The organism is Lysobacter sp. Root690 (genome assembly GCF_001427785.1).
In the GTDB taxonomy this organism is placed as follows: Bacteria; Pseudomonadota; Gammaproteobacteria; order Xanthomonadales; family Xanthomonadaceae; genus Lysobacter.
Genome location: NZ_LMHM01000011.1, coordinates 507,130 through 518,131, shown reverse-complemented (window position 1 = coordinate 518,131; position 11,002 = coordinate 507,130). Strand labels below are relative to the sequence as shown.

Annotated in this window: 10 protein-coding genes; 7 read left to right on the top strand and 3 right to left on the bottom strand. The window is 66.2% G+C overall.

Annotated elements, in window-relative coordinates; translation table 11 throughout:
- Positions 1–297 precede the first annotated feature (297 nt).
- The 3 genes from tsf to ASD86_RS07385 form a co-directional block, all read right to left on the bottom strand.
- Positions 298–1,179 (bottom strand): translation elongation factor Ts, encoded by an 882-nt coding sequence (gene tsf, locus ASD86_RS07395; protein ID WP_056108824.1) that lies wholly within the window; start codon positions 1,177–1,179, stop codon positions 298–300.
- Between the two features lie 161 nt (positions 1,180–1,340).
- A complete protein-coding gene (gene rpsB, locus ASD86_RS07390) occupies positions 1,341–2,192 on the bottom strand; it encodes a 30S ribosomal protein S2 (RefSeq protein WP_036113735.1) in 852 nt (283 codons plus the stop codon).
- A gap of 534 nt (positions 2,193–2,726) precedes the next feature.
- A complete protein-coding gene (locus ASD86_RS07385; RefSeq protein ID WP_056108821.1) occupies positions 2,727–3,641 on the bottom strand; it encodes an MBL fold metallo-hydrolase in 915 nt (304 codons plus the stop codon).
- 85 nt (positions 3,642–3,726) lie between these two features.
- Here ASD86_RS07385 and map point away from each other — a divergent pair, with 85 nt between their 5' ends.
- The 7 genes from map (at position 3,727) to dapE (ending at position 10,761) form a co-directional block, all read left to right on the top strand.
- Complete coding sequence (map, locus tag ASD86_RS07380; protein ID WP_056108818.1) at positions 3,727–4,503, top strand: type I methionyl aminopeptidase; 777 nt, start codon at positions 3,727–3,729, stop codon at positions 4,501–4,503.
- Complete coding sequence (gene glnD / locus ASD86_RS07375; RefSeq protein ID WP_056108817.1) at positions 4,500–7,214, top strand: [protein-PII] uridylyltransferase; 2,715 nt, start codon at positions 4,500–4,502, stop codon at positions 7,212–7,214. The genes map and glnD overlap by 4 nt, the downstream gene beginning before the upstream one ends.
- Positions 7,190–8,104, top strand: a complete 915-nt coding sequence (gene dapD / locus ASD86_RS07370; RefSeq protein ID WP_235567699.1) for a 2,3,4,5-tetrahydropyridine-2,6-dicarboxylate N-succinyltransferase — start codon at positions 7,190–7,192, stop codon at positions 8,102–8,104. The genes glnD and dapD overlap by 25 nt, the downstream gene beginning before the upstream one ends.
- A gap of 34 nt (positions 8,105–8,138) precedes the next feature.
- Positions 8,139–8,591, top strand: coding sequence for a hypothetical protein (locus ASD86_RS07365; RefSeq protein WP_235567689.1), 453 nt, complete (start codon positions 8,139–8,141; stop codon positions 8,589–8,591).
- A 105-nt stretch (positions 8,592–8,696) separates the two neighbouring features.
- A complete protein-coding gene (locus ASD86_RS07360; RefSeq protein WP_157476278.1) occupies positions 8,697–9,185 on the top strand; it encodes a hypothetical protein in 489 nt (162 codons plus the stop codon).
- 59 nt (positions 9,186–9,244) lie between these two features.
- Positions 9,245–9,604, top strand: a complete 360-nt coding sequence (locus ASD86_RS07355; RefSeq protein WP_056108810.1) for a Spx/MgsR family RNA polymerase-binding regulatory protein — start codon at positions 9,245–9,247, stop codon at positions 9,602–9,604.
- The gene (gene dapE, locus ASD86_RS07350; RefSeq protein ID WP_056108807.1) at positions 9,601–10,761 is read left to right on the top strand and encodes a succinyl-diaminopimelate desuccinylase; all 1,161 of its coding nucleotides are present in this window, start codon (positions 9,601–9,603) and stop codon (positions 10,759–10,761) included. Before ASD86_RS07355 ends, dapE begins: the two co-directional genes overlap by 4 nt.
- Positions 10,762–11,002 lie beyond the last annotated feature (241 nt).

The window sequence follows — 11,002 nt, the reverse complement described above, 5'->3', positions numbered from 1 at the left end:
CGTCATTCCCGCGAAGGCGGGAATCCAGTGACTTCAGGCGTTTTCGCACGAAAGGCACTGGATATTCGGCTACGCCGAAGTAAAGCGGAGCCCGCCTTCGCGGGAATGACGGTAGGAAAAGACGACGCGGTTGGAAGTTGCGGTGCTTCGGACGATTTGCGAAATCAGGAGTAATAGCGCTTACGCTCTAACCGACTTCCGACTTCCGACTTCCGACTCCCGGCTCCCACCCAAAGAAAAAGGCCGCGAAATTCGCGGCCTTTCTCGTACTACACAGCTTGAAACCAGCGGAATGACTTACGCCAGACCCGCCTGCTTCATGACTTCGGCGGCGAAGTCGTCGACCTGCTTCTCGATGCCTTCGCCAACCGCGATGCGCTGCATGCTGACCACGTCGGCGCCGGCGGCCTTGAGCACCTGCTCGACGGTCTGATCGGTGTTCAGCACGTACGGCTGGCCGTACAGGGTGACTTCGTTGACGATCTTGGCGATCTTGCCACCGATGATCTTCTCCAGGATGTCGGCCGGCTTGGACTTGTCCTTGTCGGACATCTTCGCCAGTTCGATTTCCTTTTCCTTCGCCACGAAGTCGGCCGGCACGTCGCTGGCCTTGATGTGCGGCGGGTTCATCGCCGCGACATGCATGGCCAGGCCGCGCGCCAGGTCGGCATCGCCGCCCTTGAGCTCGATCAGCACGCCGATGCGGCCGCCGTGGACGTAGGCCGCGACGTTGTTGGCGCTGTCGATCTGGATCAGGCGACGCACCTGCAGGTTCTCGCCGACCTTGGCGATGACCGCGGCGCGGGTTTCTTCGATGGTCTCGCCGGAGGCCAGCTTGACCGCCTTGAGCGCTTCGGCATCGGCCGCGCCCGAGGACAGCGCGGCTTGCGCCACGGTGTCGGTGAAGCTCAGGAAGTTCGCGTCCTTGGCGACGAAGTCGGTCTCGGAGTTGATCTCGACCAGCACGGCCTTGCCGCCGTCCTGGGCGACCGCGATGCGGCCTTCGGCGGCCACGCGGCCGGCCTTCTTGTCGGCCTTGGCCAGGCCCGACTTGCGCAGCCATTCGGCCGCGGCGTCGATGTCGCCGTTGTTTTCGACCAGCGCCTTCTTGCACTCCATCATGCCGGCGCCGGTGCGCTCGCGGAGTTCCTTGACCAGGGAAGCGGAAATATCAGCCATTGGGGTTACCTCAGGTATACGTGTTGCCCCNAAGCCGCGACTGGCATCGCCGGGATGCGGCGACGATCGCGGCTTGCGCCGCTTCTGCGAGGTTGGATGGTGCGTATCGCAGCCGCGCACTATGACGCGGCTGCGTTACCGAGCGCTGACGACGGGCGCGATTACTCGGCGGCCGGAGCCGGAGCTTCGCCGTCGGCCTTCTTGGCGGCGGCCGGAGCCGGGCCCTTCTTGGCCGGAGCGCGGCCGCGCGGGGCGCCCTTGCGGTCGTCCTTGCCGGCTTCGCCTTCGGCTTCGGCGAAATCTTCTTCGCGCACGTTGCCGACCTGCGGAGCGGCGGCCTTGCCTTCGAGCACGGCGTCGGCGGCGGCGCGGGCGTACAGCTGCACCGCGCGGATGGCGTCGTCGTTGCCCGGGATGGCGTAGTCGACCAGTTCCGGATCGTAGTTGGTGTCGACCACCGCGATCACCGGGATGCCGAGCTTCTTGGCTTCCTTGATCGCGATGTCTTCATGACCGATGTCGATCACGAACAGCGCGTCGGGCAGACGGTTCATTTCCTTGATGCCGCCCAGCGAGGCTTCCAGCTTGTCGCGCTCGCGGCGCAGGCCCAGCACTTCGTGCTTGACCATCTTCTGGAAGGTGCCGTCGGTTTCGCCGGCTTCCAGTTCCTTCAGGCGCGAGACCGACTGCTTGACGGTGCGGAAGTTGGTCAGGGTGCCGCCGAGCCAGCGCTGGGTCATGAACGGCATGCCGCAACGCTCGGCTTCTTCGCGGATCGATTCGCGCGCCGAACGCTTGGTGCCCAGGAACAGGATGGTGCCGCGCTTCTGCGCGATCGCCGAGATGAAGTTCATCGCGTCGTTGAACAGCGGAACGGTCTTCTCGAGGTTGATGATGTGGATCTTGCCGCGGGCGCCGAAGATGTACGGGCCCATCTTGGGATTCCAGTAGCGCGTCTGGTGGCCGAAATGGACGCCGGCTTCCAGCATCTGGCGCATGGTGATCTGGGGCATTGCATTACTCCGAAGGCAGTGGAACCGACGCCGCATGAGTGATGGCGTTTCGGCCCGGAGCAGAGCTCCGAGGCGAGTGGTTCCGGGGTTGGGCCTCCCTGTCGCTTCCGTGTCCGAACCGCTTGTCCGGTCCGGGAGCCTGTGAGGCTTCGGACGGGTCGCGCGGCACCCCGGCACGGGCTGTGGCGGCAGGTGTGTATTCGCCGGTGACGCCCGACGTGGGCGGCCGCGGAAGGGGTTCGAAGCACGAACGGTCCAGCCGCAAAGCCGGCGAAGTGTAGCCGGGACGGGGGTTTGGGGCAACTGTCGGGGATTTGGGCGGGCCTGGAGCCGCCTCTGTGGCGTCGCCGGCCGCCATCAGCGTCGGATGCCCGAGGTCTTTTGTGGGAGGACCTTCAGGCACGACGCCTTTCGCTCAGGTCGCCGCGAATCCAGCCTCGCGGCAAAATTGTCGGGCGAGGGGCGATGCGATCTGAGACAAGAGCGTCTGGCCTGAAGGCCCTCCCACAAAAGACCTCGGGCCTTGGTCGAGGCTCAGGGCCGTGCAGGCAGCGAATCGTAGACCGAGCCCACGATCTGCGCCGGTTTGACCCAGTCCTGGCCCCAGGTCGGGTCGAGGTCGCGGGTCGGCGCCGCGGCCAGGGTCTGCGCGCGGGTCTTTCCGGCGCGTTTGAGTTTGGCGACCCGGTCCCGGACCTCGGCGAGCATGTCTCGCGCGGCTTTGAGATCGGCCCGGCCGCCGACCGGTCCGTGCCCGGCGACGATCCGGGTCCGCGCATCGGACAGCGCCAGCCCGCGATCCAGCGCCGCGATCAGTCCGTCGACGGTGCCGCCGGTGCCGGTGTCGATGATCGGATACAGCCCGTTGAAGAAGCAGTCGCCCATGTGCAGCACGTTGGCCGCGGGGAAATGCACCAGCAGGTCGCCATCGGTATGTGCGGCCGGCACATGGATCAGCCGCGCTTCCAGCTCGCCCAGACGCAGGCGGCCGTCGCCCTGCAGAGTCACGCTCGGGCGCCCGGCCGGCGGCAGGGCCGGCATCACCCGGTCGAGGTGCTTGAGATACGTGTCCTCGGCCATGCGCCGGTAGGCGTTTTCGTGCGCCACCACGCTCGCGCCCCGGCCGGCCAGGGCCTCGTTGCCGCCGACATGGTCGAGGTGCCAATGGGTGTTGACCACATAGCGCAGCGGTTTGTGGCCCTGCAGCGCCTGCTGCAATGCCGGCGCGGTCTTGCCCAACTCGCTGTCGACCAGCAGCGCGGCCTCGGCCGATTCGGCCAGCAGCACGGTGGTCGCCGGTCCCTTGAACACCGACAAGCCCGGGGCGAGTTCGACGAAGGCCGGCGCGGGCGGGGCGGGTGGCGCCGTGGCCTGCGCCGCCGCGTTGGCCGGACTGAGCATGAACAACCCGGCCAGGCCGGCCGCGATCGCGGCGGTGCGCATATTCATTGAATTCCCCAGGGACCCGTCGACCGATACGCAGCGATGCGTTCGGCGCGATGATAGGCGAACGTGAATAAGCGATAATGCGGCCATGGCCATTTCCATCAAAACCCCCGAAGACATCGAAAAGATGCGCGTCGCCGGCCGCCTGGCCGCCGAGGTGCTGCAGGTCGTCGCGCCCTACGTGAAGCCGGGCGTCAGCACCGGCGAGCTGGACCGCATCTGCAACGAGCACATCGTCAACGTGCAGAAGGCGATCCCCGCCAACGTCGGCTACAAAGGCTTTCCGAAGACCGTGTGCACCTCGGTCAACAACGTGATCTGCCACGGCATCCCCAGCGACAGCAAGATTCTCAAGGACGGCGACATCGTCAATATCGACGTCACCGTGATCAAGGACGGCTGGCACGGCGACACCAGCCGCATGTATTACGCCGGTACGCCGTCGGTCATGGCCAAGCGCCTGGTCGAGGTGACCCGCGAAGCGATGTTCCGCGCGATCCGCATCGTCAAGCCGGGCATGACCCTGGGCGACATCGGCCACGCGATTCAGACCTACGCCGAAGCCGAGCGCTTCAGCGTGGTGCGCGACTACTGCGGCCACGGCATCGGCCGGATCTATCACGAAGATCCGCAGGTGCTGCATGTCGGCCACCCGGGCGAGGGCCTCAAGCTGGTGCCCGGCATGACTTTCACCATCGAGCCGATGATCAACGAAGGCACCTATCGCCATAAGACCCTGCCCGACGGCTGGACCGTGGTGACCAAGGACCGCAAGTTGTCGGCGCAGTGGGAGCACACCATCGCCGTCACCGACGACGGGGTCGAGATCCTGACCCGCGTGCCGGGCGACGACAACGACCTATGACCGGCCCCGTCGCCGATAAGCCATCGGCGACGCCCCCGGCGCCGCCCTGCGCGGTGCCCGATCCGGCGGCGGACCCGGTGGCGGACACGCCGCCGCCCGGCAGCCCCGCGGCGATCCGCGCCGCGCTCGCCGCGGTCGATGCCGCGCTCGCCGAGCGTTTCGACCGCGACGCCGACGCCGACATCGATCGATTGCTGCGCGCGCGCACCGACGCGGTCGACACCCAGGTGCGCGCGGCTTGGCGCGCCTGCATCGACGACGGTGCGCCGCTGGCATTGTTCGCGGTCGGCGGCTACGGCCGCGGCGAACTGTTTCCGCAGTCCGATATCGACCTGCTGATCCTGGCCGAGCCGCAGGCGCAGACCGCGCAGGCCGAACAACTGGGCTGTTTCTTCGCCTCGTTGTGGGACGCCGGCTTGCCGGTCGGCCACGCGGTGCGTTCGGCCGCGCAATGCACCGAGGCCGCGGCCGATCTGACCGTGCTCACCGCGATGCTGGAAGCGCGCCCGATCGTCGCCGACGCGGTCGCGCAGATGGCCTTGCAGGCGGCGGTATCGCCGTCGCAGGTGTGGCCGGCGCGCGACTTCTTCATCGCCAAGCGCGACGAACTGCGCCAGCGCCACGCGCGCTACGGCGACACCGCCGACAACCTCGAGCCCAATCTCAAGGAAGGCCCCGGCGGCATGCGCGACGTGCAGACCCTGCACTGGATGGCGCTGCGCATCATCGGCACCTCCGATCTGGAATCGCTGGTCTCGATCGGTCAACTGGGCCCGGACGAATTGACCTCGCTGGAACGCGAACGCCGCGCGCTGTCGCGCTTGCGCTTCGGCCTGCATCTGGTCGCGCGCAAGCGCGAGGAGCGCCTGCGCTTCGATTATCAAAAGCTGCTCGCCGAACGCCTGGGCCATGTCGACAACGCCGACAACCTCGCGGTCGAGCAGATGATGCAGGGCTTCTACCGCAGCGCCGCGCTGGTGCTGCGGATCGGCGAACGTCTGTTGCAACGTTTCGAGGAACAGATCGAAGGCGAAGCGGTGCCGGTGCCGTTGTCCTCGCCGTACGATGCCTTCGAACTGCGCCGCGACTACATCGCCGCGCGCGACGCCGACTGGCCGCGCGACGCCGCCGACGTGTTCGCGCTGTTCGCCGCGTGGGCCAGCCACGACGAAATTCGCGGCCTGCATTCGCAGACCGCGCGCACCCTGGCCGAAGCGCTCGGCAAGATCCCGAGCTTCGTCGAGGCAGAACCGGCCTTGCGCGAACGCTTCCTCAAGATCCTGCGCGGCCCGCATCCAGTGCATGCGCTCGAACGCATGGCGCGCCTGGGCGTGCTAGGACGCTGGATTCCGGCGTTCTCGAAAGTCTCTGGGCGCATGCAGTTCGACCTGTTCCATGTCTACACAGTCGATCAGCACACGCTCGCGGTGCTGCGCAATCTGGCGCGCTTCGCTTCCGGCGTGGCCGACGAGCGTTTCAGCATCGCCCACGAAGTGTGGCCGCGCCTGCGTAAACCCGAGCTGCTGTTGTTGGCCGGCCTGTTCCACGACATCGCCAAGGGCCGCGGCGGCGATCATTCCGAACTCGGCGGCGAAGACGCGCGCGTGTTCGGCACCACCATGGGCCTGAGCGAATCCGATACCGCGCTGGTCGAGTGGCTGGTGCGCCAGCATCTGCTGATGTCGGTGACCGCGCAGAAGCAGGATATCGCCGATCCCGAAGTGATCCACCGTTTCGCCAGCAAGGTCGCCGATCGCGAACACCTCGATCATCTGTACCTGCTGACCTGCGCCGACATCGCCGGTACTTCGCCGAAGTTGTGGAACGCATGGAAGGACCGCTTGCTCGCCGACCTGTACACCGCGACCCGGCTCGCGTTGCGGCGCGGCCTGGAACATCCGGTGGCCGGCGCCGAACGCGCCGCGGAAACCCGCGAAGCCGCGCAGGCCATGCTGGCCGCGTTCGGCGCGCGAGACGAAGAAATCGCCGGCTTGTTCGCGCGCATGCCGGAGATCGCGTTTCAGCGCGGACGCCCAGATCAGATCGCCTGGCAGGCCGCGTCGCTGCGCGGCGTGGCCTTGGGCGACACGCGGGTACGCGCGCGGCCGGTCAGCGCCCACGGCGGCGCGCATGCCGGCGCGCTGGAAGTGTTCGTGCATTCGCCCGATCGCGACGGGCTGTTCGCCGCGATCGTGGCCACGCTCGATCGTCTCGGCCTGGCGATTCAGCAAGCGCGCGTGCTCGACGGCCCGCTCGGCGCGATCTTCGATACCTTCGAAGTGGTGCCGACCGACCCGCGTCAACCGGCGAGCGCCGAAGAAGTCGAACGGCGTCTGGAAACCGCGCTGTCGGGATCGCTGGAACGGATCAAGCCGGCGCGACGCGCGCAGCCGCGGCATCTGCGCCATTTCCGGATCGCGCCGCAGATCGAATTCGCCGCCTACACCAAGCTCGATGCGCTCAGCCCGCGCAGCGTGCTGAGCCTGGTCTGCACCGACCGCCCCGGCCTGCTCGCCGACGTCGCCCAGACCTTGCGCAAGCAACGCCTGCGCGTACACGACGCGCGCATCGCCACCTTCGGCGAACGCGCCGAGGACGTGTTCCAGATCACCAGTGTCAACAGCGACGGGCACGATAGCCCGCTCGATCAAACACAACAGCAGGCCCTGCGCGACGCGCTGCTGGCCTGCCTCGAAGGAGACTGTCGATGAGCCCCGCAAAGAAGACCACCAAGAAGACCGCGAAGAAGAAGAGCAACGAGGCCCCGGGCATCGACGAACTCAAGTTCATGATCGACAGCGCCTTCGAGCGCCGCAGCATGCTGACCCCGGACGAGATCGAAGGCTCGACCCGCCCGACCGTGGAACGCGTGATCGATGGCCTGGAGCAGGGCGAGTTCCGCGTCGCCGAACCCGACGGCAAGGGCGGCTGGACCGTCAACGAATGGCTCAAGAAGGCCGTGCTGCTGTACTTCCGGGTCAACGAAATGCAGGTCGTCGAAGCCGACCCCGCGCCGTTCTGGGACAAGGTGCCGGCGCGTTTCGAAGGCTACGGCGAAGCCGATTTCCGCAAGCTCGGCGCGCGCATCGTGCCCGGCGCGATCGCCCGTCGCGGCGCCTACATCGGCAAGGACGTGGTGCTGATGCCGAGCTTCGTCAATATCGGCGCGCACGTCGGCGAAGGCACGATGGTCGACACCTGGGCCACGGTCGGCTCGTGCGCGCAGATCGGCAAACACTGCCACCTGTCCGGCGGCGCCGGCATCGGCGGCGTGCTCGAACCGCTGCAGGCCTCGCCGACCATCATCGAAGACCATTGCTTCATCGGCGCGCGTTCGGAAGTGGTCGAAGGTTTCGTCGTCGGCCACCACAGCGTGATCGGCATGGGCGTGTTCCTCGGCCAGAGCACCCGCGTGTACAACCGCGCCACCGGCGAAATCAGCTACGGCTCGGTGCCGCCGTACAGCGTGGTCGTGTCCGGCCAGCTGCCGGCCAAGGACGGATCGCACTCGCTGTACTGCGCGGTGATCGTCAAGCAGGTCGATGCGAAGACGCGTTCGAAGACCAGCATCAACGATCTGCTGCGCGGGTTGGCGGACTGACGGGTACGCGACGATGCAGCGGATTTCGGCCGGCATGATGGCGATCTATAAGTGGGTCCTGCCGCTGTCGAGTCTGTTGCTGTTCGCGATGATTGCCTGGCTTTGGCATGGATCCTCGGCACCGATGGTGCCGTGGATGGATTGGCTGATACCCGTGGCCGCGGTCGCGGCATTCGCGGCGCAGATCGCGACGACCTGGAACCTCGCCGACGAGGTGGTCGACCACGGCGACAACCTGCGCGTGAGGCGGCGAGGTGTCGAGGAAACGGTGACGATCGCCGATATCGAAAAGGTATCGGCGGAATACGCGATTCGCCCGATCCGGGTGAGCCTGCTGTTGCGCAAGCCCGGCGCATTTGGCCGGCGTATCGTGTTCGTTCCGCGCCCGAATTCCGCGTTCGGCACTTATGGCGAAAGCCGGGTGGCGGCGGATCTGTCGCGGCGTATCGGTGGTTTTGGCGGGGCAGACGGGGCGGTCGATGCCTAGCATCGACGCTTGACGACTCCACTGACCGCTATGCCCGCGCGAACGTCAGCATGTTGCTGGATCGCCGCCCGGTAGCGCGCGTGTCGGCAGACTAAGAGGCAGGCCATGAAGCGAATTTCAGTTCAATCGATCTTGTTCTACAAATGGATCGCGCCGACGATGACTCTGCTGCTTCTGGTCGCTGCTTCAGTTCAGTGGAGCAAATCGGGCGGGGCGTGGCCTTGGTACATCTGGGCGCTGTTCGTGGCTGCCACCACGATCGCCGCAGCGCACAGCATGATCATGGGGAAGCTGGCCGACGAAGTCGTCGATCACGGCGATCATCTGCAGATAAGGCGCGGGAGCATCGAAGAGAGTATTCCGATTGCCGACATCGAAACGATATCGACGAATCATGCGTTCCGGCCGGCCCGGGTGACGTTGCGGCTGCGTCGTCCTGGACGGCTGGGCGAACATATTTCGTTCATACCGCGGCAGAACTGGCTGGGTACGTATCTCGAGAGCGCAGTGGTGGTCGAGCTCAGGCAGCGTATCGCGCTGAAGAAAATCCATGATGAGTTCGTCGGCGCCGACGGTATCCGAGGTTCCGGCTGAGCGTGAGCGCCGGAATCGAGCACGAATTTGTATCGGCTTAAAAAATAATCGAGGTCGAAATGACGACACTTTATGGCTTGAACAACTGCGACACCTGCAAGAAAGCCCGCAAGTGGCTCGACCGTTTCGGCGTCGCGCACAGTTTCGTCGATTACCGCGACAACCGGCAGGCGTCGGAAACCTTGGTCGAGTGGAAGAATCAAGTCGGCGGATGGGAATCGTTGATCAACAAGTCATCGACCACCTGGCGCACCTTGCCGCCCAATCGCAAGGAGCCGGCGTCGGACGCGGAGTGGAAGTTGTTGCTCAAGGAATACCCGCAGTTGATCCGCCGGCCGGTGGTGGTGACCGACGACGGCAAGGTCACGCAGGGCTTCAGCGACAACGGCTTCAAGCAGCGGTTCGGGATCGGCTCGTGAGCGCGACCGATCATGCCGATGGGCGCAGCGCGGTGCTGGCGCTGACCTGCGATCTGATCGCGCGGCCGTCGGTGACGCCGGACGATCTGGGTTGCCAGGCGATGATCGCCAAGCGCTTGAGCGATGTCGGGTTCGCCTGCGAACACCTGCGCTACGGCGAGGTCGACAATCTGTGGGCCGTGCATGGCGACGGCGATGGGCCGACCCTGGTGCTGCTCGGTCATACCGACGTGGTGCCGTCCGGGCCGGTCGACAGTTGGGCCAGCGATCCGTTCCTGCCGGAGATCCGCGACGGCGTGTTGTACGGGCGCGGCGCGGCCGACATGAAGGGCAGCGTGGCGGCGTTCGTGGTGGCATTGGAGCAATTCGCGGCGAAACATCCGCGCCATCGCGGCCGCATCGCCTTGTTGCTTACCTCGGACGAGGAAGGCGATGCGATCGACGGCGTGCGACGGGTCGCCGAGACGTTCCGCGCTCGCGGCGAGCGCATCGACTGGTGCATCACCGGCGAGCCGTCCTCGACCGCGAAACTCGGCGATCTGCTACGGGTGGGCCGTCGCGGCACCTTGTCGGCGACGCTCAAGGTGATCGGCGTGCAGGGCCATGTCGCCTATCCGGAGAAGGCGCGCAATCCGATCCATCAGGCGATGCCGGCGTTGTCGGAACTGGCCGGGCGGCGTTGGGACGATGGCTACGAGACTTTTCCGCCGACGTCGCTGCAGATCAGCAACATCCACGCCGGCACCGGCGCCAACAACGTGATTCCGGGCGAGCTGCGGGTGCTGTTCAACCTGCGCTTCAATCCGAGCTGGAACGCCGAGCGGCTGGAGCGCGAATGCGAGGCGGTGTTGCAGGCGCACGGGCTCGAATATGAAATCCGCTGGTTCCGTGGCGGCGAGCCGTTCTACACGCCGGAAGGTCCGCTGCGCGCGGCGGCGCGCGAGGTGTTGGCGCAATTCGCCGGCGCGGCGCCGCTGGAGAGCACGGGCGGCGGTACGTCGGATGCGCGCTTCGTCGCGCCGCTGGGGGCGCAATGCATCGAGATCGGGCCGGTGAATGCGAGCATTCACAAGGTCGATGAGAATGTGTTGGTGGCGGATCTGGAGGCGTTGCCGGGGTTGTATCTGGGGTTGATTGAGCGGTTGATGGTTGGGTGATTGGGGGCGGTTGGTGTCCCGCATTTCCTTGAAATCTTCGCTGTAGTTGTATTTCCGCGGTCGCGGCTTGCGCCGCTCCTACAGGGAGGCCATGTGGCTCGGCTTGTGCTTGAAGCTGCGCAGTTCATCCAGCGCTGCGAAGCATCGAACTCGCGCTNNTGTGCGCCGTGCGCCACCGAGACAGGATGTCTCGTGTGGCGCATGCCCGCGTATGCACCGATCGCGCGGGCACTTGATTCAA

What these genes read in the sequence shown, in the direction of transcription:
- rpsB (WP_036113735.1), bottom strand. Translation starts at nt 2,192, where the DNA reads ATGCCCCAGATCACCATGCGCCAGATGCTGGAAGCCGGCGTCCATTTC.
- tsf (WP_056108824.1), bottom strand. Translation starts at nt 1,179, where the DNA reads ATGGCTGATATTTCCGCTTCCCTGGTCAAGGAACTCCGCGAGCGCACC.
- ASD86_RS07385 (WP_056108821.1), bottom strand. Translation starts at nt 3,641, where the DNA reads ATGAATATGCGCACCGCCGCGATCGCGGCCGGCCTGGCCGGGTTGTTC.
- glnD (WP_056108817.1), top strand. Translation starts at nt 4,500, where the DNA reads ATGACCGGCCCCGTCGCCGATAAGCCATCGGCGACGCCCCCGGCGCCG.
- ASD86_RS07355 (WP_056108810.1), top strand. Translation starts at nt 9,245, where the DNA reads ATGACGACACTTTATGGCTTGAACAACTGCGACACCTGCAAGAAAGCC.
- ASD86_RS07365 (WP_235567689.1), top strand. Translation starts at nt 8,139, where the DNA reads ATGATGGCGATCTATAAGTGGGTCCTGCCGCTGTCGAGTCTGTTGCTG.
- ASD86_RS07360 (WP_157476278.1), top strand. Translation starts at nt 8,697, where the DNA reads ATGAAGCGAATTTCAGTTCAATCGATCTTGTTCTACAAATGGATCGCG.
- map (WP_056108818.1), top strand. Translation starts at nt 3,727, where the DNA reads ATGGCCATTTCCATCAAAACCCCCGAAGACATCGAAAAGATGCGCGTC.